Source organism: Thioalkalivibrio sp. ALE30 (genome assembly GCF_000377465.1).
Lineage (GTDB): Bacteria > Pseudomonadota > Gammaproteobacteria > Ectothiorhodospirales > Ectothiorhodospiraceae > Thioalkalivibrio.
Genome location: NZ_KB898173.1, coordinates 77840 through 100858 on the forward strand (window position 1 = coordinate 77840; position 23019 = coordinate 100858).

23 protein-coding genes are annotated in these 23019 nt (G+C 67.7%); 14 read left to right on the forward strand and 9 right to left on the reverse strand.

The annotated features are described in order from the left end of the window. Positions 1-6 precede the first annotated feature (6 nt). Positions 7-3312, reverse strand: a complete 3306-nt coding sequence (locus tag D107_RS0109510) for an efflux RND transporter permease subunit (RefSeq protein WP_018875877.1) — start codon at positions 3310-3312, stop codon at positions 7-9. Further along, positions 3309-4334 (reverse strand): efflux RND transporter periplasmic adaptor subunit, encoded by a 1026-nt coding sequence (locus tag D107_RS0109515; protein WP_018867449.1) that lies wholly within the window; start codon positions 4332-4334, stop codon positions 3309-3311. Before D107_RS0109515 ends, D107_RS0109510 begins: the two co-directional genes overlap by 4 nt. A gap of 577 nt (positions 4335-4911) precedes the next feature. On the opposite strand from D107_RS0109515, the gene D107_RS0109520 reads away from it, so the two are divergent. The 6 genes from D107_RS0109520 to D107_RS0109545 all read left to right on the forward strand — a co-directional run bounded on the left by D107_RS0109520 (position 4912) and on the right by D107_RS0109545 (position 10361). Continuing rightward, a complete protein-coding gene (locus D107_RS0109520; RefSeq protein WP_026279294.1) occupies positions 4912-5253 on the forward strand; it encodes a phenylpyruvate tautomerase MIF-related protein in 342 nt (113 codons plus the stop codon). A gap of 34 nt (positions 5254-5287) precedes the next feature. After that, entirely contained in the window at positions 5288-6997 is a 1710-nt protein-coding gene (locus D107_RS0109525) for a proline--tRNA ligase (protein WP_018881334.1), read from the forward strand. A gap of 136 nt (positions 6998-7133) precedes the next feature. Continuing rightward, on the forward strand, positions 7134-7415 hold the full coding sequence (locus D107_RS0109530) for a type II toxin-antitoxin system RelE/ParE family toxin (protein WP_018867452.1): 282 nt from the start codon (positions 7134-7136) through the stop codon (positions 7413-7415). 25 nt (positions 7416-7440) lie between these two features. After that, entirely contained in the window at positions 7441-7740 is a 300-nt protein-coding gene (locus tag D107_RS0109535; protein WP_018867453.1) for a HigA family addiction module antitoxin, read from the forward strand. Positions 7741-7803: 63 nt separating this feature from the next. After that, positions 7804-9666, forward strand: a complete 1863-nt coding sequence (locus tag D107_RS0109540) for an SLC13 family permease (RefSeq protein WP_018881335.1) — start codon at positions 7804-7806, stop codon at positions 9664-9666. A gap of 86 nt (positions 9667-9752) precedes the next feature. After that, a complete protein-coding gene (locus tag D107_RS0109545) occupies positions 9753-10361 on the forward strand; it encodes an Hsp20/alpha crystallin family protein (protein WP_018867455.1) in 609 nt (202 codons plus the stop codon). 12 nt (positions 10362-10373) lie between these two features. Here D107_RS0109545 and yccX read toward each other — a convergent pair whose 3' ends face one another. Continuing rightward, the gene (gene yccX / locus D107_RS0109550; RefSeq protein WP_018867456.1) at positions 10374-10664 is read right to left on the reverse strand and encodes an acylphosphatase; all 291 of its coding nucleotides are present in this window, start codon (positions 10662-10664) and stop codon (positions 10374-10376) included. A gap of 23 nt (positions 10665-10687) precedes the next feature. On the opposite strand from yccX, the gene arsC reads away from it, so the two are divergent. The 3 genes from arsC to D107_RS0109565 are packed head-to-tail and all read left to right on the forward strand — an operon-like array spanning position 10688 to position 12005. After that, positions 10688-11044 carry an arsenate reductase (glutaredoxin) gene (gene arsC, locus D107_RS0109555; protein WP_018877148.1) on the forward strand — a complete coding sequence of 119 codons (357 nt, stop codon included), beginning with the start codon at positions 10688-10690 and terminating at the stop codon, positions 11042-11044. Continuing rightward, entirely contained in the window at positions 11041-11652 is a 612-nt protein-coding gene (gene wrbA / locus D107_RS0109560; protein WP_018881336.1) for an NAD(P)H:quinone oxidoreductase, read from the forward strand. Before arsC ends, wrbA begins: the two co-directional genes overlap by 4 nt. Further along, positions 11649-12005, forward strand: a complete 357-nt coding sequence (locus D107_RS0109565; RefSeq protein WP_018867459.1) for a DUF2069 domain-containing protein — start codon at positions 11649-11651, stop codon at positions 12003-12005. The genes wrbA and D107_RS0109565 overlap by 4 nt, the downstream gene beginning before the upstream one ends. A gap of 283 nt (positions 12006-12288) precedes the next feature. Here D107_RS0109565 and hda read toward each other — a convergent pair whose 3' ends face one another. The 4 genes from hda to D107_RS0109585 are packed head-to-tail and all read right to left on the reverse strand — an operon-like array spanning position 12289 to position 15777. Beyond that, positions 12289-13023, reverse strand: a complete 735-nt coding sequence (gene hda, locus D107_RS0109570) for a DnaA regulatory inactivator Hda (RefSeq protein ID WP_018876913.1) — start codon at positions 13021-13023, stop codon at positions 12289-12291. Further along, entirely contained in the window at positions 13020-14138 is a 1119-nt protein-coding gene (locus D107_RS0109575) for an AI-2E family transporter (protein ID WP_018881337.1), read from the reverse strand. Before D107_RS0109575 ends, hda begins: the two co-directional genes overlap by 4 nt. Then, on the reverse strand, positions 14135-14725 hold the full coding sequence (locus tag D107_RS0109580) for a CDP-alcohol phosphatidyltransferase family protein (RefSeq protein WP_018867462.1): 591 nt from the start codon (positions 14723-14725) through the stop codon (positions 14135-14137). Before D107_RS0109580 ends, D107_RS0109575 begins: the two co-directional genes overlap by 4 nt. Positions 14726-14745: 20 nt before the next feature. Then, entirely contained in the window at positions 14746-15777 is a 1032-nt protein-coding gene (locus D107_RS0109585; protein WP_018881338.1) for a DUF2066 domain-containing protein, read from the reverse strand. Between the two features lie 221 nt (positions 15778-15998). On the opposite strand from D107_RS0109585, the gene purM reads away from it, so the two are divergent. The 5 genes from purM to D107_RS0109610 all read left to right on the forward strand — a co-directional run bounded on the left by purM (position 15999) and on the right by D107_RS0109610 (position 21459). Beyond that, the gene (gene purM / locus D107_RS0109590) at positions 15999-17057 is read left to right on the forward strand and encodes a phosphoribosylformylglycinamidine cyclo-ligase (protein WP_018877143.1); all 1059 of its coding nucleotides are present in this window, start codon (positions 15999-16001) and stop codon (positions 17055-17057) included. Further along, positions 17054-17782, forward strand: coding sequence for a phosphoribosylglycinamide formyltransferase (gene purN, locus D107_RS0109595; protein WP_018881339.1), 729 nt, complete (start codon positions 17054-17056; stop codon positions 17780-17782). Before purM ends, purN begins: the two co-directional genes overlap by 4 nt. Positions 17783-17813: 31 nt before the next feature. Continuing rightward, a complete protein-coding gene (locus tag D107_RS0109600) occupies positions 17814-18560 on the forward strand; it encodes a DUF3108 domain-containing protein (protein ID WP_026280375.1) in 747 nt (248 codons plus the stop codon). Between the two features lie 5 nt (positions 18561-18565). Beyond that, a complete protein-coding gene (locus tag D107_RS0109605) occupies positions 18566-19972 on the forward strand; it encodes an NAD(P)/FAD-dependent oxidoreductase (RefSeq protein WP_018881341.1) in 1407 nt (468 codons plus the stop codon). 107 nt (positions 19973-20079) lie between these two features. After that, positions 20080-21459 carry a hypothetical protein gene (locus D107_RS0109610; protein ID WP_018881342.1) on the forward strand — a complete coding sequence of 460 codons (1380 nt, stop codon included), beginning with the start codon at positions 20080-20082 and terminating at the stop codon, positions 21457-21459. A 49-nt stretch (positions 21460-21508) separates the two neighbouring features. Here D107_RS0109610 and D107_RS0109615 read toward each other — a convergent pair whose 3' ends face one another. Continuing rightward, entirely contained in the window at positions 21509-22492 is a 984-nt protein-coding gene (locus D107_RS0109615; protein ID WP_018881343.1) for a GGDEF domain-containing protein, read from the reverse strand. A gap of 47 nt (positions 22493-22539) precedes the next feature. Then, positions 22540-23004 (reverse strand): DsrE family protein, encoded by a 465-nt coding sequence (locus D107_RS0109620; protein ID WP_018867469.1) that lies wholly within the window; start codon positions 23002-23004, stop codon positions 22540-22542. Between the last annotated feature and the right edge of the window lie 15 nt (positions 23005-23019).

Sequence of the window (23019 nt, forward strand, 5' to 3'; positions counted from 1 at the left end):
GTGGCGTTACGCCGCCTGGGCGCGGATCAGCTCGACCCGGTTGCGCACGTACAGGTAGTACAGCACCGGGATGATCACCAGCGTCAGCAGCGTGGAGACAAACACGCCGAAGATCAGCGAGATCGCCAGGCCGGAGAAGATCGGGTCATCCAGAATAAACCCGGCGCCGACCATCGCCGCCAGCCCGGTCAGGATGATCGGCTTGGCGCGCACCGCACCCGCGTGCACCACTGCCTCGATCACCTCCACGCCACGGCGGATCTCCTCGTTGATGAAGTCCACGAGCAGGATCGAGTTGCGCACGATAATCCCGGCCAGCGCGATCATCCCGATCATCGAGGTCGCGGTGAACTTGGCGTCCATGAAGAAGGCATCCATGAAGGCATGCCCCGGCATCACCCCGATCACGGTCAGCGGGATCGGCGCCATGATGATCAGCGGCACCATGTACGAGCGGAACTGCGCGACCACCAGCAGGTAGATCAGGATCAGCCCCACCGAGTAGGCAATACCCATGTCGCGGAAGGTCTCGTAGGTCACCTGCCACTCGCCGTCCCACTTCAGGGAGAAGTTGTACGGGTTGTCCGGCTGGCTGATGAACAGCTGCTCCAGCGGCTCGCCATAGGCCATCGGCTGATCGCGCAGGCCGAAGAACATGTCGAACATGCCGTACAGGGGGCTGTCCAGCCCACCGGCCAGGTCGCCCATTACGTAGACCACCGGCAGCAGGTTCTTGTGATGGATCGAATGCTCCAGGGTCGAGTCCACCACATTGACCACCTCGGACAGCGGCACCAGGGTGCCGTCGCGCGAGCGCACCTTGAGCCCCAGCACCGGGTCCAGGCTGCCCTTCTCGGCCTGCTCGAACTCGAGCCGCACGGGCACCGCGTACTTCACGTTGGAGCCGTAGAGGTAGGTCACGTCCTCGCCGGACAGCGCGGTCTCGATCGCCTGCACCACCGCCTGCTGCGACACGCCCAGGCGCGCGGCCCGCTCGCGGTCCACCTGCAGGATCTTCTTCTGCCCCGGATATTCCACCGAGTCGTCGATATCGGTAATGCCGTCGGTGTTCTCGAAGCGCTCGCGCACCTGGCGGGCGATCTCGATCTGACCGTCGTAGTCCGGCCCGTAGATCTCGGCCACGATCGGCGACATCACCGGCGGCCCCGGCGGCACCTCGACCACCTTCACCGCGGCACCGTGACGATCGGCGATCTCGTTGATTGCCTCGCGCACACCGAGCGCCACCGCATGGCTCTGGCGCGAGCGCTCGGAGGCATCCACCAGATTCACCTGGATGTCGCCGACGTGCGAGCCCTCACGCAGGTAGTACTGCCGCACCAGGCCGTTAAAGTTGATCGGCGCCGCGGTACCCGCGTAGGTCTGCACGTTGTGCACCTCGGGCACGGTCTTCAGATAGTCGCCCATCTCCGCCAGCACGCGGGAGGTACGCTCCAGGCTGGTGCCCTCCGGCATATCCAGCACCACCTGGAACTCCGACTTGTCGTCGAACGGCAGCATCTTCATGACCACCAGCTGGAAGTAGGCCAGTGACACCGAGCCCAGGATCAGCACCAGGGTCCCGACCCACAGCACCAGGCGGTTGGTCTTCTTGCGCCCGGAGGTCCCGAGAAACGGCAGCAGCAGGCGGTTGAAGATCTTCATCAGCCCGGCGGAGGCGCTCTCGCCTTCCGCGCCGTGCCCGCCGCCGGCCGGTGCGGCATGCGCGTGCTGCTCGGCCTGGCGTCGCAGCACCTTGTACGTCAGCCAGGGCGTGACCACGTAGGCCACCGCCAGCGAGATGATCATCCCCATCGAGGCGTTGATCGGGATCGGGCTCATGTAGGGCCCCATCAGCCCGGTCACGAAGGCCATCGGCAGCAGGGCCGCGATCACGGTGAAGGTCGCGAGGATGGTCGGTCCGCCGACCTCGTCCACCGCGAGCGGGATGGCCTCGAGGAATTTCCTGCCGCCCTTGGCCATGTGCCGGTGGATGTTCTCCACCACTACGATGGCATCGTCCACCAGGATCCCGATGGAGAAGATCAGCGCGAACAGCGACACGCGGTTGAGGGTGAAGCCATAGGCCCAGGAGGCGAACAGGGTGATCGCGAGCGTGATCACCACGGCCACACCGACGATGAAGGCCTCGCGCCAGCCCAGTGCGATCCAGACCAGGATCACCACCGACGCGGTCGCGAGGATCAGCTTCTGGATCAGGGTGTTCGCCTTGTCGTCCGCGGTTACGCCGTAGTTGCGGGTAATGGTCGTCTCGATACCGTCGGGGATATAGGTCCCGCGCAGTTGATCCAGGCGCTCGACCAGGGCGTCGGCGATATCCGGGGCGTTGGTCCCCGGTTGCTTGGCAATCGCCACGGTGACCGCCGGGTGGCTCTCGCCCGCGCGCGCTCGATCACCGGCGGCCGCGCCATGGGCAAAGCGCACGTGCTCGGTGGCATAGGCCGGGCCCTGCACCACCTCGGCAACGTCCTCGAGGTAGATCGGACGGCCGTCGTGCATGCCGACCACCAGACTGGCGAAAGCCTCGGGTTCGGTAATGAAGTCGCCAGCCTGGACGAGGATCTCTTCATCGTCCTGATAGAGCTGACCGGCGTCGCGCGAGAAGTTGGAGGCCTGCAGGCTGGTGCGCAGGTCATCCACCGACAGGTTGTAGGCAGCGAGCGTCTCCGGCTTGAAGCGCACGTGCACCACGTGGTCCGGGCCGCCGACCGTGTAGATATCACGGGTACCCGGGACCCGCTTGAGCTCGGCCTCGATCCCGTGCGCCACGCGCAGCAGATCGTGCCCGCCGCGCTCGGGGTCCTCGGTCCACAGGGTCACGTTGACGATCGGCACGTCGTCGATGCCCATCGGCTTGATGATCGGCTCGCCGACCCCCAGCCCCGGCGGCAGCCAGTCCTGGTTGGAGAACACCTGGTTGTACAGGCGCACCAGCGCCGCGGTGCGGTCCTCGCCGACCTCGAACTGAATGGTGATCTGCGCCATGTTCGGGCGCGAGACGGAATAGATGTCATCGATGCCCTCGATCTCCGAGAGCACCTGCTCGGCCGGCGTGGCGACCAGTTGCGCCACCTCCTGCGCGCTCGCCCCGGGGAACGGGATGAACACGTCGGCCATGGTCACGTTGATCTGCGGCTCTTCCTCGCGCGGGGTCACCAGAATCGCGAACAGCCCCAGCAGCAGCCCCAGCAGGGCCAGCAACGGGGTGATCTGGGTGGTCAGGAAGGCCTGCGCGATGCGCCCGGAGATCCCCATCCGCTCGGACGCCCCCTCCGTGGTGGCATCGCTCATGGGTTCACCTGCTGATGTTCCTTCAGCCAGATCTGCGCGTGGACCGGATCCAGCGCCACGCGCTCGCCGGCCTCCAGACCGCCGTGGATCTCGATCAGGCCGTCATGCTGACGCCCGACCCGTACCTGGCGGAACGCCACCCGGTCGTCCGCATCCACCACATAGACGGCGATGACCTCGCTGCGATAGACCACGGCCTCGGTCGGCACCACCAGGCGCTCCACCGCGTCCACGACGAAGGCGGTCTTCACGAACATGCCGGGGAACAAGCCCAGATCCTGCTGCTCCGGCAGGTTCACGCGGATGCGGAAGGTCGAGCTGGCGGGATCGGCGTAGGGGAAGATGGTCAGGCTTTCGGCCGCCACCCGGTCTCCGTTCAGCAGGACCTCGGCACTGCGCCGCTCACGCACGCTGTGAATCAGACGCTGCGGCACATCCACCGCCACCCGCAACTGGTCCAGGCTGATCCCGGACAGCAGCGGCGACCCCGGGCTGACCGACTCGCCGACCTCTACATGGCGCTCGGTCACGATCCCCGAATAGGGCGCGTACACCTCGGTGTAGCCCAGTTGTTCACGGGCCTCCTCGACCCGACCCTCGGCCGAGCGCAGGCGGGCACGCGCCGACTCCAGCGCGGCCTCGGCGCGATCGAACTCGGAGCGCGACACCACCCCGCGATCGAACACATCGCGAATGCGCTCGAACTCCGAACGGGCCTCATTGAAGCGGGCGCGGGCCTCGGCCAGATCGCCCTCGGCCTGGCTTACACGGGCCTGCTGCTCGGTGTCGCTGACCCGGACCAGCAATTCATCGGCCTCGACGAAGTCGTCGACATCCACGTAGATCTCGCGGATCCGCCCGGAGGTCTGCGCCGAGATCGTGGACCGCTGCACTGCCTCGACGCGGCCATCCAGGATCCGTTCCTGGGTGATCGTCTGGCGTTCGGCGGTGGCCGTCTCGAACGGCAACTCCGCCTGGGCCGCAAACGGCAACAGCAGCAGGGCCCACAGGGTGTGGCGCATCCGGTTTCGTGTCATGAGGCGTCTGTCCTTGCTCGAAGAGGTCGTCGGGGGTGCGCAGGCGCGCACCGGGCCCGGAACCATATATTAGATTTTTCTAATTTATTATTTCCTGATGTTGAACGCAATCCGGCCGTCCTGCCCCGCCGCGTTCGTCTCCCTCGCAGCGAGTATAGCCACCCTGACAAGGGTTTCACCCGCTAGGGAGACGCTGATTGAATCGCACGTCCGCGTTGGTGCCCCCTGTTTTCCGAGACAAGGCGCGTCGTGCAGCGGGTAGTGGTTCTACCCGCAAGCGGCGCAACGCAGGATCGGGGAACAGGGGGCACCAACCCCACAAGCCATTGAAAGCAGGGGCTCGGCCGCCCGTTGTTGATCAAAAACGGGCGCGGGAACGGCGTTGCGGTTCCCTTGTGCAGAATGACTGCACGGCAGTCACCGCGCATTAAACGCACGCAAAAGCGACTGGAGCGCGGACGAGCGATTAAATCAGCGTCTCCCTAGGCTGACGCGAGCGCTGCACCGACCCCGCGCTCCCCGTATCATGGCGACCTTTCGCCGCAACGCCCCGGAGGATGCCATGCCGCTGCTGCAAGTCGAGACCAATGCCGCCCTGCCCGACGACACCGCCACGTTGTGCCAGCGTCTGTCCGCCGCGGTCGCCGACTGGCTGGGCAAGCCCGAGGGCTACGTGATGGTCGCCTGCCGCCACAACCCGGCCATGTGCTTTGGCGGGCGCACCGATCCGCTCGCGTACTGCGAGCTGAAGAGCATCGGCCTGCCCGAGGGCCTGACCCGCGAGCTGTCGCGCAAGCTGTGCGACAGCCTGCAGGCGGAACTGGGCATCGAGCCGGCCCGCGTCTACATCGAATTCGCCGACGCCCCGCGCCACTTCTGGGGCACCAACGGCACCACGTTCTGAACCCTTTCCAGCCATCAACCACGGACTGCCCCCGATGCGCGTCTCGCAATTCCCGCTGAACACCCTGAAGGAAACCCCGGCCGACGCCGAGATCATCTCCCACCAGCTGATGCTGCGCGCCGGCTACATCCGCCGGCTGGCCTCCGGGCTGTACACCTGGCTGCCACTGGGCCTGCGGGTGCTGCGCCGGGTGGAAAACATCGTACGCGAGGAGATGAGCCGCGCCGGCGCCCTGGAGGTGCTGATGCCGGCGGTGCAGCCGGCCGAGCTGTGGCAGGAGTCCGGGCGCTGGGACTTCTACGGCGCCGAACTGCTGCGCATCAAGGATCGCCATGACCGCGACTTCTGCTTCGGCCCGACGCACGAGGAGGTGATCACCGACCTGGTACGCCGCGAAGTCCGCAGCTACCGCCAGCTGCCGGTCAACTACTACCAGATCCAGACCAAATTCCGCGACGAGCGCCGCCCGCGCTTCGGCGTGATGCGCGCCCGCGAATTCCTGATGAAGGACGCCTACTCCTTCCATATCGACGCCGACTCCCTGGGCGACACCTACCAACAGATGCACGCGGCCTACACCCGCATCTTCGAACGCTGCGGTCTGGACTTCCGCGCGGTGGAGGCCGACACCGGCGCCATCGGCGGCAACACCTCGCACGAGTTCCACGTGCTGGCCAGCTCGGGCGAGGACGCCATCGCGTTCTCCCCGGCCGGGTTCGCCGCCAACGTCGAACTGGCCCCCTGCCCGGTGCCCGCGCCGGCCCCGGCCCCCGGCGCGGCGCTGGAGAAGATCGCCACGCCCGACGTGCACACCATCGACGATCTCGCGAAATTCCTGGACATCCCGACCGAGCGGACGGTGAAGACCCTGGTGGTGGCCGCCTCCGACGCGATCGACGCCGACCTGGTCGCCATCGTGCTGCGCGGCGACCACGAACTGAACGCGGTGAAGGCCGAGAAGCACCCCTGGGTCGCCGAGCCGCTGCGCATGGCCGAAGCCGCCGAGATCCGGGCCGCATTCGGCGCCGACCCCGGCTCGCTGGGGCCGGTGGACAGCCCGATCCCGGTTCTCGCCGATCAGGCCATGCTGGGTATGGCGGACTTCGTGGTCGGCGCCAACGAGGACGGCTACCACCTGACCGGCGTGAACTGGGGCCGCGACCTGCCGCAGCCGGAGACCGCCGACCTGCGCAACATCCTCGAGGGCGAGCCGGCCCCGGACGGCTCCGGGGCGATCGAGATCCGCCGCGGCATCGAGGTCGGCCATATCTTCCAGCTGGGAGACAAGTACAGCCAGGCCCTGGGCGCCCGCGTACTGGACGAGGACGGCCGCGAACAGGTGGTGACCATGGGCTGCTACGGCATCGGCGTCTCGCGCGTGGTCGCCGCCGCGATCGAGCAGAACTCCGACGAGCGCGGCATCTGCTGGCCCACCGCCATCGCCCCCTTCGACATCGCCCTGTGCCCGATCGGCGCCAAGAAGTCCCAGCGCGTGCGCGAGGCGGCCGAGAAGCTGCACGACGAGCTGGAGGCCGCCGGCTTCCAGGTCCTGCTGGATGACCGCGAACAGCGCCCCGGCGTGATGTTCGCCGACATGGAGCTGATCGGAATCCCGCACCGCCTGGTCATCGGCGAGCGCGGCCTCGACGCCGGCGAACTCGAATACCAGGCACGCACGGCCACCGAGGCCGAACACCTCCCGATGGATGGCCTGCTCGACGCCCTGCGCCAACGCCTGCAATAAGGGCTCGGCGGTCACCGTGCCTCGCCCGCAGAAAACAGCGCCGAAGTGACGGGCGTATTCGGGACCGGTATTTCCCGGGAGAGTCCGGTTCGACAACCGTTTGCGCGCTAATAACGCAGCGCGTTAACATTTATCCATGATCCAGAGCTACCGCGGCAAGGAAGCCGCGCGGCTGGCCCGGGGCGAGAGGGCACGCCGCCTGCCCGACGAGGTAACGCGCCGGGCACGAATGCGTCTGGCGCGCATCCACGCTGCCACCCGCCTCGAGGATCTGCGCCAGCCTCCCTCGCATCGACTGGAGGCACTGAAAGGCGACCGCGCGGGTCAATACAGCATCAGGATCAACGACCAGTGGCGCATCTGTTTCGAATGGCGAGACGGTCACGCCTACAACGTCGAGATCGTGGATTACCACTGATCCGACGACCACCAGGGAGGCAACGATGACAGCACAGGATATCGAGGCCCCGATCCATCCGGGCCAGCACCTGGCCGAATTCATCGAGGAGGCAGGCATCAGCCAGTACCGCCTGGCGCACGACATCAGCGTGCCCCCCCGCCGAATCAACGAGATCGTGCAGGGCAAGCGCGCGATCACGGCGGATACGGCGCTTCGCCTGGGCCGTTATTTCCGCACCTCGCCCGAGTTCTGGATGAACCTCCAGGATCACTTCGAGCTCGAGCAGGCCCGCCAGTCCCTGGGGCCTCGGCTTGAACAAGAAGTACATCCGCGCGTTGCCTGATTCACGCGGCCCCCTCATCGACTGCCCCGCCGCAACCGATCCCCGCAAACAGGGCCGCTTCTGATGGGGTCGGTCGCCTTTACCCTGGAGATGGGGATCGTGTTCGGCCTGCTGGGGCTGACGATCCTGCTGTTCGTGACGGAGGTGATCCGGATCGACCTGGCGGCGCTGAGCGTGCTGTTCCTGCTCGGCATGGTCGCGCTGGTGCCGGGGGTGGCGCCGATCGTCGAGGGCGAGGCGCTGTTCTCCGGCTTCGCGTCGAACGCGGTGATCGCGATCATCGCGGTGATGATCATCGGCAAGGGGCTGGACCGCTCCGGGGTCATGAACCGCCTGGCGGACCTGATCCTGCGCTTTGGCGGGCAGACCGAGCGCCGCGTGATGGCCACCACCTCGGGGGCCGTCGGCATCATCACCAGCTTCATGCAGAACATCGGTGCCGCCGCCCTGTTCATGCCGGTGATCAACCGCATCGGGGCCGCCGCGCGCATCCCGCGCTCGCGCCTGCTGATGCCGATGGGCTTTGCCGCGATCGTCGGCGGCACCCTGACGCTGGTGGCCTCCAGCCCGCTGATCCTGCTCAACGACCTGCTGCCGCGGGATGTCGAGGGCTTCGGGCTGTTCGACGTCACCCCGATCGGACTCGCCCTGCTGGGTACGCTGATCCTCTACTTCGCGCTGTTCGGACGCTGGGTCCTGCCGGCCCGCGATCCCCAGACCGAGGACCCGGACGAGAGCCGGGTGCAGACGACCTCGGCCTGGTTCCGCGATGTCTACGGCATGGATTTCGGCGTGCGCGAGGCACGCCTGGACGAGGACAGCTCCCTGGCCGGAATGCGTGTGGGCGATTTCGAGGCGGCCTTCGGGGTGCACGTCGTGGGCGTCACCACGGGCGACGAGACCCGCATCGAACCCAACCGGGACGTGGAGCTGGAGCGCGGGGCACACCTCGCCATCCTCGGCCCGGTCACCACCATCGAGACGACCTGCGACCACACCGGCACCGTGCTGAAGGACGAACTGGACGTGTTCGCCCGCGCCCTGTCCGCTCGCCACGGCGGCATCGCGGAGGTGATTATCCCGCCCGGCTCCGACCTGATCGGCCAGACCGTGCGCGACAAGGGCATGCGCCGCAGCTACGGCATCTCGGTGCTGCGCATCCAGCGCGGTGATGACCTGATCGTCGACGAGGTCCCGGATACCCCACTGAAGGCCGGCGACACCCTGGTCGTGCATACCCCGTGGGAGAACCTGCAGGCGCTGGAGGACGACCGCGACTTCGTCGTGGTCACCAGCCGCTATCCACGACGCAAGCAGGAGGCCTCAAAGACCCACCGGCCGCTGGCCGCGCTCGGCTCCCTGGCGCTGGGGCTGGGGCTGGTGCTGTTCACCGACCTGCCGCTGGCACTGGCCCTGCTGGGCGGGGCCCTGGGGATGATCTTCACCGGCGTGATCACGATGGACGAGGCCTATCGCGGCATCAGCTGGAAGACCGTCTTCCTGCTCGCCTCGCTGATCCCGCTGGGGCTGGCGGTGGAGAACTCCGGCGCCGGTGAGTGGATCGCGACCAACGGCATGCAGCAACTGGAAGGGATGCCGGTCTGGGTGCTGCAGGTCGCGGTGTTCCTGCTGACCACCTTCTTCACGCTGGTGATGTCCAACGTCGGGGCAACGGTTCTGCTGGTCCCGCTGGCGGTCAGCTTCGCGAGCGTCGCCCAGGGCATGGGGATCGACGCCGACCCGCGCGTGTTCGCGCTGATCGTCGCGATCGCCGCATCCAACTCCTTCATCCTGCCCACCCACCAGGTCAATGCCCTGATCATGGATCCCGGCGGGTACCGCGTGGCCGACTACCTGCGCGCCGGCGCCGGTGTGACCCTGCTGTTCATGGTCGTCTCGCTGCTCGTCATCAACCTGCTGTTCTGAGGGAAACAGTGTTTCCCTCAGCCCGGTTCAGGGCCGGTACAGGCTACTCGGACAGACTCGGCTACAAACCCACACGGAAATCGCGCATGCCCGCAACGCTTCGTCTGTACCCGGTCCTGGCAGCCCTGGCACTGCTGCTGGCCGCCTGCAGCCCGCGGATCTACGGGGTAAGCGAAGAACAATGGGACGCCATGGGCGAGGCCGAACGGGTCGAGGCCATCCGCGCCTGGGAATCGGTGCAGAAGGCCCGCGAGGCCCGGCTGCAGGCCGAAGCCGAGCAGGAGGCGGCACGGGCAGCCGAACGCGCCGAGCGGGTCGCGGCCATCCGCAGTGGCCAGGCCGGCCTGCCCGGAGACCTGATCCGCGTCAGTCTCAGCGGCGGCACGCTGCGGATCGGCGGTCGCGAACGCGCGCTGGAGCCAACGGCCTTTACCCTCGCCAGTGGCGAGAGCCGCAGCATCGAGGTACACGCCGAGCGCTACCGCAGTGAGCTCGAGGTCGCCTATGAAGACGGCCTCTTGCTGATCGACCTGCCGCGCCATTCGCGCACCGGGGCGGCCCGCCTCGCCTGGGACGGCGCCTGGATGCAGGGGGCCGAGACCCGCATCCGGTCGGAAGGTCCGCACCGGCTGCGCGACGTGCGTGCCTTCGTCCAGGTCATTCCGCCACCGGGTCGCCCGCTGCGGCGCTACTGAGGCACCGCCGAGTCAGCCCGTGGAGAACTCGCGCGGCGCCGGCTCCGGGGGTTCCAGCTCCTCGGCCTCCACCGCATCCACCCGCGCCATGCGCGGCCCGTCGGCCAGCCACTCCTCCAGCGTGTCCAGCGCCCTGCGCGGGCCCACGGCCAGCACCTCGACGCTGCCGTCCGGCTCATTACGGGCATAACCGGTCAACCCGAGCCGCCGGGCCTCGTCGCGGGTAGAGGCGCGGAAGAACACCCCCTGCACCTGACCGCTGACACGCCAGCGGCGGGCATGGTTATCATTGGCCTCCGTCATTTTTCGTCCTCCGGAGTGGATTCATGTCCGATGCCCCTACGCTGTACCACAACCCGCGCTGCAGCAAGTCGCGCGCGACCCTGGCACTGCTGCGCGAGCAGGGCGTGGAGCCGCAGATTGTCGAATATCTGAAGACGCCGCCGGATGCCGCCACCCTGCGCGCCATCGTCGACCGGCTGGGCATCGCCCCGCGCGATCTCCTGCGCACCGGCGAGGCGGAGTACCGCGAACTGGGCCTGAAGGATGCCGAGCTGGACGACGAGGCGCTGATCCAGACCATGGTGCAGCATCCGAAACTGATCGAACGCCCGATCCTGGTCGTGGGTGAGCGCGCCCGCATCGGGCGTCCGCCCGAGCAGGTGCTGGAGATCCTGTCGTGAGCGCGGTCCCCGAGGTCCTGGTGCTGTACTACAGCCGCTACGGCGCGACCGCCGAGCTGGCCCGCCACGTCGCCAGCGGCGTGGAGCGCGCCGGCGCCGTCGCCCGCGTGCGCACCGTGCCGCCGGTGAGCACCAACATCACCGGCGAGGCGCCGGCGGTTCCCGCCGACGGCCCGCCCTACGCGGAGACCCGCGACCTGGAGGAATGCGCCGGGCTGGTCATGGGCTCGCCCACGCGCTTCGGCAACATGGCCGCGCCGCTGAAGCACTTCCTCGACGGCACCAGCGGCCTGTGGGCCAGCGGCGGCCTGGTCGATCGCCCGTTCGGGCTGTTCACCAGCACCGCCACCCAGCACGGCGGGCAGGAAACCACCCTGCTGACCATGGCCCTGCCCCTGATCCACCAGGGGATGCTCTGGGTCGGCGTGCCCTACACCGTGCCGGAACTGAGCACCACGACCTCCGGGGGCTCGCCCTACGGCGCCAGCCATGTCGCCGGTGGCCAGGGCGAGCACCCGGTGACCCGCGAGGAGCAGCGCATCGCCACGGCCCTGGGCGAGCGGGTCGGGCGGATCACGCGCCGCCTGCAGAACGGGGAATCGGCATGATCCTCGCGGCGCGCGCGCTGGCGCTGGTCGCCTATCTGGCCCTGATCGGCCTGATCCTGGTCTGGACCACCTGGATCGACCGGCCGGAGATCGTGCCGGTCTCTTTGGCGCTGGTGATCCTGGTCCTGCCGCTGCTGTTCCCGCTGCGCGGGATGCTGCACGGGCGCCGCTACACCCACGCCTGGTCCAGCCTGCTGGCGCTGGCCTACGTGACCCTGGGGATCACGCTGGCCGCGGCGGCCGACGCGCGCCTGTACGGGCTGCTGATGACCGCCGCCAGCCTCGCCTGGTTCGCCGGCTGCCTGCTCTACGTCAAACTCGACGCCCGCCGCGCTCGCAAGCTTACTTCCTGATTTTCACCACGAAGCGCACGAAGACACGAAGAAGGTCAAAACCCGTTCACAGGAAGACGGGAAGGCTGGAAGAGGGCATTTTGTTTACAGGAGGTTGCGGGAAAGTCCTTTCCGGTGCGCAATGTACCCACGCTTCGGCCGGAGCGAGGCGCCCAGCCAGCATCCCCGGGCCGAGGACCGCCTCCCGGTACGCCCCATCCAGAATCTTCCGTCCTTCCCGTCTTCCTGTTAAACGCCCTTGACCTGGCCCTTCTTCGTGCCTTCGTGTGCTTCGTGGTGAAGATCAGGAACGCGCGAGCTGGTCGCGGACGAAGGGGATGGTCAGACGCCGCTGTTCGGCCAGGGCGGCCAGGTCCAGGCGGTCCAGCAGGGCCAGCAGGGCCACCAGATCACGGCGGTAGTGGCGCAGCAGGTAGTCGGCCACCGCCTCCGGCAGCTCCAGCCCGCGCAGTGCGGCGCGCTGGGCGAGGATGCGCTTGAGGTCGTCTTCCTCCGGTGCCTGCATCCGGAACACCGGCCCCCACGCCAGGCGCGAGGTCAGGTCCGGCAGGCGACTGCCCAGCCCGTCCGGCGCATGGGTCGCCGCCAGCAGTACCCGGCAGCCGCTGTCGCGCAGGCGGTTCAGCAGCCCGAACAGGGCTTCGTCCCAGTCGCCCTGCCCGACCACCTCGTCGAGATCGTCCAGTGCCACCAGGCGGGCACCCTCCAGGCCGTCCAGCACCGCCAGCGGCGGGGCGGATGCGACCTCGCCCAGCGGCAGGTAGGACACCGGATCGCCGCGTTCGTGGCTCTGATGGCAGGCCGCCTGCAGCAGGTGGGTCTTGCCGACGCCGGACGGCCCGTGCAGCAGGATCTGTGGCTCGCTCATGCCAACCCCGACGGCCAGCGCCTCGACGGCATCCCGGGCGAGCGGATTGCCGCCGGGATAGAAGCCGGCAAAGCGCGACGTATCCCGCAGGCGCAGGTCCAGCGGCAGCTGGCGCTGCGGGGCAGCCTCGCGACCCTGGCCGGCACTCATTCCCCGGGACCTCCCGGCTCCGAGGGCGCTTCCCCGGCATTCAGGCGCCGGTAGTGCACCAGCAGGTGGCGCACGCCGACAGCCAGCACCGCCGCCACCGGCAGCGCCAGCAGCACGCCGAAAAAGCCGAACAGCTGTCCGCCGGCCAGCACGGCAAAGATCACCGCGACCGGATGCAGCCCGGTGCGGTCGCCCACCAGCCAGGGCGTCAGCACCATGGACTCCAGCACCTGGGCCACGGCGAAGATCACCAGCACGATCAGCAGCAGGGTCCAGCCGTCGCCCTGCACCAGCGCGGCGGCGCTGGCGAGCAGCACCCCGACGATCACGCCAACATAGGGGATAAAGCTGACCAGCCCGGCGATCAGGCCAATCGCCAGCCCCATCTCGACCCCGGCCACGGTCAGGGTGACCGCATAGAACAGGCCCAGCGCCAGCATCACCAGCATCTGTCCGCGCAGAAAGGCCCCCAGCGTTTCGTCCGACTCCGCGGCGAAGGTCATCACCGCCGAACGCCAGGCCCGCGGCAGCAGGTCGCGCAATCCGTCCAGCAGGCGCGGCCAGTCGCGCAGCAGATAGAAACTCACCACCGGGATGAGCACCAGGTTCAATACCCCCAGCACCAGCGCGCCGGTGGAGCTGCCGATCCACTGCAGTACACCCCCGGCCAGCCCGCCGGCCTCGCGCCAGTGCTCGGTGACCAGCCCCTGCAGCGCACCGGCGTCCAGCGGCGGCAGGCCGTCCCCGGCCAGTTCCTCCAGCCACGGCCGCACCTGCGCATCGAACCAGCCGAGGATCTGCGGCAGCGCCAGCGTGAGTCGTTCGAACTGGGCGATCGCCAGCGGGATCAGGATCAGGATCAGCGCGGCCAGCCCGAGCATCACCAGCAGGAAGATGACCACCGTGGCCAGGGTGCGCGAACGCCCGGTGCGCACCGCCAGACGTGTCACCAGCGGATTGAACAGATAACCGATCAGCAGCGCCACGACGAAGGGGGTAAGGATTGGCGCGAGCAGGTACAGCGCCCCGCCCAGTACCAGCAATCCGACCAGGGCGGCCAGGGTCGCGGCCGAGACCGGGCCGACGCGCTCGCGCAACTCGATCCCCGTGCTCATGACGCCCTCCCGTTCGCCGCGTCCGACCCGCCCTGGCCGCGCAGGTAACGCCACGCATACAGGCCCCACTGCACGGTATAGGCCAGACCGCTGGCCAGGGTCGTGAAGGCCACGACAATAATCAGCAGCTGCACCCAGATCGGGTCCAGTGCCAGCAGACCGACCTTCACGATGGCCACCAGCACCAGCGCGATCTGCAGGAAGGTGTTCACCTTGCTGATCAGCAACGGCCGAATGGCCAGGGGCCCGACAAACACCCGGTACAACGCGGAGCCAAGGGTCAGCCAGACATCCCGCCCCACCACCAGCAACAGCAGCCAGAGGGGCAGCAGTCCGGACAGGGTCACGGCCACATAGATCCCCAGCATCAGCAGCTTGTCCGCCGCCGGATCCAGCCAGGCACCCAGCGGCGTATGCCAGCCGTAACGCCGGACCAGCCAGCCGTCCAGGGCGTCACTCAGTCCGGCGATTGCCAGCAGCACCACCGCCACCAGGTAGTGCTCCAGCGCCAGCAGCACGACAATCGGCGGGATCAGCAGGATCCGGCCGATCGTGACGGCATTGGGGATCTGGTGGCGGGGCAGCATCCGGTTCGCCGTGACAGCAATCAGCGCCGATCAAGCCAGGCATCGGCCTCGGGTGCCGCATCCGGCGCCTCGGCCCGGGCAAAGCCGGAGCCGCGCAGCAGGTCGACCAGGTCATCGCGATCAAGGCCGGTGCGCACCTGCAGCACCACGCTGTCGCCGGCCAGCGCATCCAGACGCGCCGCCTCCACCGCCTGCAGCCGCGCCAATTCCGCGCGCAGGCGCTCGAAGGCCGCAAAGCCCTGGATCCCGGCAAACCCCAGGCGCAGCCATTCCGGCTCGGCCGCGACCCGTGCCAGGGGCTCGGCCACCCGGTCCAGCGCCCGCGCCACCGCCTCGCGGGCCGCCACTGCGGGGCTGTCCCCACTGGCGGAACTGCGGTATTCACGGGTGTCGTGCACCGCGACCACCCGCGCCTCGGCCCCGCTCGCGGTCTCGCGCACGTGCAGCAGCAGAACCCCGTCGGCCTCGTATCGGCGCGCGGCCGCAACCAGCGGCTCGCTCACACCGCCCACGATATCGGAGGGTTGGGCGGACCGGCGATCCTCCAGATCGCCGAGCGGGAACAGCAACGGCATGTCCCGGGCCTCGGCCAGCTCGTCCAGCGCCGCGAGGATCCCCGGGCCGTCCACCGCATCCCCGAGCAGGTCACGCTGCCCGCCGGCATCATGTACGGCCCATACCAGCAGCGCCGGACGCTCGCCCAGCAAGGCCGGCACACCCGCGTCTCGCAGCGCGGTGCGCAGACGAAACGGGTCGAACTCCAGGCGGTAGCGATCTTCTTCGACCTGTTGCCGCCGCTCCAGCACCGCGATCCAGCCCTCGTCGTCGCGGCCTTCGAGGAGTTCGCCCGCCAGATCCAGCACCGGGCCCGAACGCAGCCCCGCCAACCTTACCAGCGCCTGTTCCAGCCCCTGCTCCAGGGCCCGGGCCTCGTCCTCGGCGGTGACCGTCACCACCAGCGCGTCATCGGCGGCCCCGGCCGGGGTCAGCACCAGGAAAAGGAGGCCCAGCAGGAAGGCCAGGCGGGAATGCGCTCGAGGATGCAGGGGCATGGTCATGATCGGTTGTTCGACAGGCGCCACAAAATACCACAGGCATGCGCCCCGGCATCGCCGGAGAAGGCTCGCCAGCGCCGCCCGTTCGCACCCGCCTTCTTCGCCGCGAAACGCTTCCCGGCTTTGCACCCCCGCACCCGGCTCGCTACCATGCCGGGTTCTGCGAGACCGCCGCAGCGCGCGGCCTCCACCCGCGCTCATTCAACATCGGGGAACCCATGTCCGAATCCCGTTCAGGCCTGACCTACCGCGAGGCCGGTGTCGACATCGAGGCCGGCGCCGAGCTGGTCGAACGTATCAAGCCGCATGCGGCGCGCACCCGACGCCCCGGCGTGATGGCCGGCCTGGGTGGCTTCGGGGCCCTGTTCGAACTGCCGATGGATCGCTACCGGCAGCCGGTCCTGGTATCCGGCACGGACGGCGTCGGTACCAAGCTGCGCCTGGCGCAGGAGACCGGCCGGCATGACCGCATCGGCATCGACCTGGTCGCGATGTGCGTCAACGACATCGTCGTCCAGGGGGCCGAACCGCTGTTCTTCCTTGATTACTACGCCACCGGCCACCTGGATGTGGACATCGCGGCGGACGTGGTGACCGGCATCGCCGAGGGCTGCGAACAGGCGGGCTGCGCCCTGATCGGTGGCGAGACTGCCGAGATGCCCGGGATGTACCAGGGCGAGGACTACGACGTGGCCGGCTTCGCTGTCGGCATCGCCGAGAAGGACGCCCTGATCGACGGCAGCCGAGTCGCCGCCGGGGATGTCGTCCTCGGCCTGGAGGCCAGCGGCCCCCATTCCAATGGCTACTCCCTGATCCGGCGCGTACTGGAGCACGCCGGCACGCGCCTCGACGCACCGCTGCCGGGCGCCGACGGCATCACGCTGGGCGAGGCCCTGATGGCCCCCACCCGGATCTACGTGCGCCCGTTGCTGGAACTGCTGGAGCAGTTCCCGGTGCACGCCATGGCTCACATCACCGGCGGCGGTCTGACCGAGAACCTCCCGCGCGTGCTGCCCGACACCCTGGGCGCACGCATCGACCCCGACAGCTGGGCGCGGCCGCCGGTGTTCGACTGGCTGCAGCAGGCCGGCGACATCGCCGACGAGGAGATGCTGCGCACCTTCAACTGCGGCATCGGCATGACCGTCATCCTCCCCGAGGACCGGGTTGAGGCCGCCAGCACACAGCTCGCGCGGGCCGGCATCCGCAGCTGGCCGATCGGCGTGATCCGCGAACGCGACGAGTACCAGCCCGGCGTCACCTACGCCGCCGCATGAGCGGACCCATCGGGCAATCGGACACGACTCCGCGGCGCCTGGTCGTCCTGATCTCCGGGCGCGGCAGTAACCTCGGCGCCCTGATCGAGGCCTGCGAACAGGGCCGCATCCCCGCGCGGGTGGTCGGGGTCATCAGCAACCGGCCGGATGCCGGCGGGCTCGCACTGGCCGAACAGCACGGCATCCCGCGGCGTGTCCTGAACCATCGCGACTACCCCTCGCGCGAGGCCTTCGACGCCGACCTGGCCACCGCGATCGAGGACTATGCCCCGGACCTGGTCATCCTGGCCGGCTTCATGCGCATCCTGACCCCCGGTTTTGTGGACCGATTCACCGGCCGCATGCTGAACATTCATCCCTCGCTGCTGCCCAAGTATCGCGGCCTGGATACCCACGCCCGCGCCCTGGCCGATGGCGAGACCGAGCACGGCGCCAGCGTCCACTTTGTCACCCCGGAGCTGGACGGCGGACCGGTGATCATGCAGGCACGCGTGCCAGTGGCGCCCGACGATACGCCCGACACCCTGGCCACCCGCGTGCAGCGGGCCGAACACCGACTGTACCCCGAGGTCGTCCGGCGCGTGTGTTCAGGCGAAATTCAGTGGTGCGGGCGGATCCTGCAAGGCGACGGCAGGCCGCTTGAGGCACCGCTGCAACTCGACGAGGACACCCATGAACGTTCAGGCCCCGACGACCGGAGCCCGCCGCCCCGCACGGCCGGCTAGCCGCGCGATGACCCGGCGTGCTGTTTCCATGATGCTGGCCCTGGTGCCGGCCCTGCTACTGGCCCTGCTGGCCACCCCGGCAGCCGCGGACCGCGACCTGCGCCCGATCCCGCCGTACACCGCCAGCTACGAGGCCAGCGCCATGGGCAATACGCTCAAGGCGCGCATCACCCTCAACCACGAGGATGTGCAGACCCGCATGGCGATGGATGCCCACGTCTCCGGCTTCCTGCGCATCCTCGGCCGCTTCGAGCTGAGCCGCGAGGCCTTGATGAACAGCCGCAACGGCGACCTCCAGCTGGTGCAGTCGCGCAGCCAGCAGATCACCCCGCGCCGCGAGCGCAAGGTCGAGACGCGTTTCGACTGGGAGAGCAACCGCGCGATCGGCACCATCAATAGCGAGCGCTTCGATCTCGAGGTCCCGGAACAGACCCTGGACTTCCTCGGCTCGCTGTACCTGATGATGCAGCGCCTGGAGACCGGCGAACTGGCCGCCGCGGGGGACCGCGAGACCATCCAGGCGCTGGAACGCGACCGCCTGCGCGAATACGAGTTCGAGGTCGTCGGACGCGAGACCATGGACTCCCCGATCGGCCGCGTGGAGACCATCCGCATCGACCGCCGCAGCAAGGACAGCGACGTTGCGCTGTCCGCCTGGTTTGCGCGCGAGCTGCGCCACGTCCCGGTGCGTTTCGACTACGAGGCCGACGGCCGCGTGTTCGAGCTGAACCTCACGCAGCTGGAATGGCACGACCCGATCATTGACCTGACCGAGTAGACACCATGAGCGAGACCTTTGACCTGGCCATCATCGGCAGTGGCCCCGGGGGCTATCGTGCCGCCGTTCTGGGCGCCCTGCGCGGACTGAGCGTCGTCATCATCGAGAAGGGCGACTGGGGCGGCTGCTGCCTCAACCGCGGCTGCGTACCCAAGAAGGACTGGTACCACACCGCCCGCACCGTCGCCGCGCAGCGCCACTTCGAGGGCCGCGGCATCAGCGGCAGCCTCACGGCCGACATGGATCGCGCCTGGGACCACCAGAAGGACGTGGTCACCGAGGTCCGCAACTCCTACCTCGGCTACATGAAGCACCTGAAGATCCAGTACCGCCACGGCACTGCGAGCTTCCGCGACGCCGAGACCCTGGAGGTCGTCACCGATGACGGCATCGAGACCGTCAGCGCCCACCACACCATCATCGCCACTGGCGCCACCGCCACCGTTCCGGCCCCGTTCACGGCCGAACCCGGGCGCGTACTGACCACCGACATGCTGTTCGACGACAAACCGCCTACGGGCGAGCGAGTCGCGATCATCGGCTCCGGCGTTGTCGCCACCGAGTTCGCCTGGATCTTCCATCATCTCGGCAAGCAGGTGACCTGGCTGTCGCGCTCCAAGCCGCTGTCCAACCAGAAGTTCAGCCCGCAGGCACTGGGCACGCTGAAGGAACAGCTGGCCGCGGACGGCATCGAGCCGGTGCGGGTCAAGGGCTACGAAAGCGTCGAGACCTCGGATGACGGCGTCACCATCACCGACAGCGAAGGCAACACCTTCGAGGTCGACTGGGTCCTGCTCGGCACCGGACGCACCCCGCACACCGAGGGCCTGAACCTCGACGCCATCGGGGTGAAGACCGACGCCCGCGGCTTCGTGAAGCGCCGCCCCACGCTGCAGACCGATGTCGACACTATCTACGCCATCGGCGATGTCGCGAGCGAGTGGCAGACCGCGAACCACGCCCTGGCGGACGCCACCATCGCGGTGGAGAACATTCAGAACGGCAACACTCGGGAGCAGGACGAGCGCTTCGTGCCGATCGCGATCTACTCCGCGGTGGAAATGGCGCGCCTTGGCATGGACGAGGACGACGCCGAGGACGAGGAACTGGAACCGGCGGTCGGCTTCGCCGCCTTCGAGACCTCGCCGCGCGCGCTGGGCCAGGACGAGCCGGAGGGCTTCGTCCGCCTGATTGGCGACATGGACACCGGCGCCCTGCTGGGCGGCGAGGTCATCGGCAGTGATGCCGGCGAGCTGATCCACATCCTGTCCCTGGCCCCCGACCGCGCCACCGCGCTCGCCTGGATCGCCCAGGGCCAGTGGAACCACCCGACCCGCGCCGAGGAGTTCCTCAACGCCACCGAGACCCTCGCCTCCAAGTGGAACCTCAAGTCCGAGATCTTCGGCCTCTGACCGGACCTATTCGTCCTCGCACGCAGTGGGTTGCGAGGGCGGTTCGCCTCGCATTCCCGCTTCGGAGAAGCTAGCTTCTTGGGTTCACATCAAGACAAGGACGCCACATGGTCGCGAAACCCGACTACGTCGAGGGCGGCGAAACTGCTCGCCTGATCCCGGTCGCCGCAGACTCCAATCGCGAGGTACGCGCTGCATCTGTCGTTCTTGCCGCAATGCGTGGCGTCTTCGAATTCAGACAGACAATGCTCCACTCGCTCAATGTGCGGGTGGGCAATCGCGCCGATCTGGGCGCCTGGACCGAAGTAACATTCAAGGAGGAACGCAAGGGAAAGCAACGGAGAAGCAAAAATGATCGGCCCGATGGGCTGATCGTGCTGGACACTGGGCGCAAGAAATGGACTGCCCTGATAGAGGCGAAGATCGGCAACGCCGAAATCGGCGAAGAGCAATTAACCGCCTATCTCGAACAGGCCAGGGCACATAAGATCGATGCGGTAATCACCATAACCAATCAGTTTGTGGCCGAGCCTTCCCATCACCCCGTCAAACTCCCGAAGACCCAGACACGCAACATCGAGCTCTACCACTGGTCGTGGATGTACCTGTTGACCCAAGCCACACTTCTACTGGAGGGCAACGAGGTCGGGTCGTCCGACCAGCACTTCCTGCTTGAGGAAGTGGTCCGCTACCTCGGGCATGAGTCCAGCGGCATCAGCCGCTTCGACAGCATGAACCGTGAGTGGAAGGAGGTCGTCTCCAAAGTCAAAAGTGGTGCCACACTCAATAAGAACAGCGAAGAGGTCGAGAACACCGTCTCCAGCTGGCATCAGGAACAGCGCGACCTGAGCCTGGTAATGAGTCGGAAACTTTCACAACCGGTTCGGCTGCGTCTTTCCCGCGCGCATCGCACCGACCCAAAGAAACGTCTCAAAGACGATTCAGAGATACTTGCCAGCAAGCACATCCTGGAGTGCGAACTCGAAATCCCGAACGCAGCGGCAGAACTGCGTGTCACGGCCGACTTGGCCAAACGTGTGATTGTCTGTTGCATGAAAGTCGGGGCCCCGCAAGACAAGAAACGCACCAGTGCGCGCGTCAACTGGCTCCGCCGTCAGCTCACTGGTATCGATACCACGGGACTATTCGTGAAGGCCATCCGGCCCGGCCGCGCCGAATCCACTCAAGCGCCTTTGGCCGACGTCCTGGAAGACGCCGATGCGCTGGAACCAGGCAACACGGATGTCGTACCGACTGCCTTTGAAATCTTCTACATGTCCGACCTGGCGTCACGATTCTCTGGCAGCAAAGTCTTCATCGAAGAATTGGAGCGAGCCGTCCCCCACTTCTACGAACAGGCTGGGCAACGTCTCCGCGCCTGGGTTCCTCCACCACCAAAAATCAAAAGAGGGGACCCAGCGTCTGCTCTGTCTTCTGAAGAAAGCGCACCAGAAAACGACGAAGGGCATGACAACGCAGCATCTTAAGAACCCAATCCCCGGGTCGTAACCAACCACAGTCGCGAGGTGAGTGGCTTTACTCCGCCTTGCGGGCGCGCTTGGCCGCGAGGACCTCGGCGTCGGCGCGTTGTACGAGCATCTCGAGCTGCGTATCGGCGGCCTCGAAACCGGCGACCCCCAGGCTCAGGGCCACACCCGCGTCCTCCTGCACCTGAGTACGCAGGCGCTCGCCCATCTGGCGCGCGGCCGCGAGGGGCGTATCGGGGAGGAGCAGCACGAACTCATCCCCGCCATAGCGGGCAAACAGGTCATTCGCGCGCAGGGTCGTCTGCACGCTCGCCGCTACCTTTCTCAACACGGCGTCGCCCGCCGCGTGACCGTCCTGGTCGTTGATGCTCTTGAAGCCGTCGAGGTCGAACATGAGCAGGGACAAGGCGCCACCATGCCGTCGCGCGCGTTCCATCTCGCGCTCGGCCCCCGCCTGGAAATGCCGGCGGTTGCCCACCCCCGTAAGGGTATCGCTCGAGGCGAGCGCCTCCAGTTGCCGGTTCGCCTCCTGGAGCTGCTGGTTCACCGCGTTCAGGGCCCGTGTGCGCTCGTCGACCACGGCCTCGAGGTCGCGGTTGTAGCGCTCCAGGCTCGCGCGCGCCAGCCGCAGCTCGGTGACATTCTGGGAGACCCCGAACAGGTGCGTGATGGTCCCGTTCGGGTCGTGTACGGGCACCAGCAGGGTCAGCCAGTGCCCCTCGCGTTCCTGGCCACGGGCATCGTGAAAGGTTGCGTGTTCCTCGTAGCGCAGAGGGGCATCCTGGCGCAGACACTCGCGGTAGTGCGCCACCACCTCCTCCGCGACCGACCAGGGCAGGAAGTCGTGCAGGCGCTTGCCGCTGCAGTCCTGCCCAAACAGTTCCGTCATCTTCGGGTTGGCCGCCTCGACCAGGAAGTCCGGCCCCTCGACCCGGATCAGGAACATGTTCTCCGGGAAGTGCTCCCAGATCTCCACCAGCAGGCCCGCCTGCTCGATGGCTTCCAGAAATCCCGGTTGCTGGCGGTCCGTCATGCGTTCGATCCCTCTGGGTCCGGGTTGCGTGCCCGGCAGCCCCGGGCTCAGCGCATGTAACCGTAGCCGTCCTGTTGCTGCAAGCGCACGATCTCGGCATCGGCCATCGGGACCACGCTGGCGAAGCCGTGGAAGTCCTCCGGTCCATAGCCACGGCGGGCGGCGCCGGCCTGGCAGATTCGGTACTCGATGACGCCATTCAGCGTGAGCCCGCGGGCGCGGGTCATCAGGGTTTCATGTTCGGCAAAGTGTTCACGCGCGAACAGGTCCAGTGCGTCCCCGTGGATGACCAGCACGATGTGACTGTCGAACGGATCGTCACCCGTCATGCGGCTCAGGTAGGCGGCGTGATCCAGCACGTCCTCCAGGGCCTCCGGGGTACCGGCCGTCACATCATAGACGGCCTTCAGGCCCGCATAGTCCTGCTCCACCGGCGCGGCGCTTCCCCAGGGTGCCGGGGTCTCCTCCGCGTGAACCAGGGCGGCCGGAACGGCCAGGAGCCCAATCCACAATCCGGCAAGCACCCG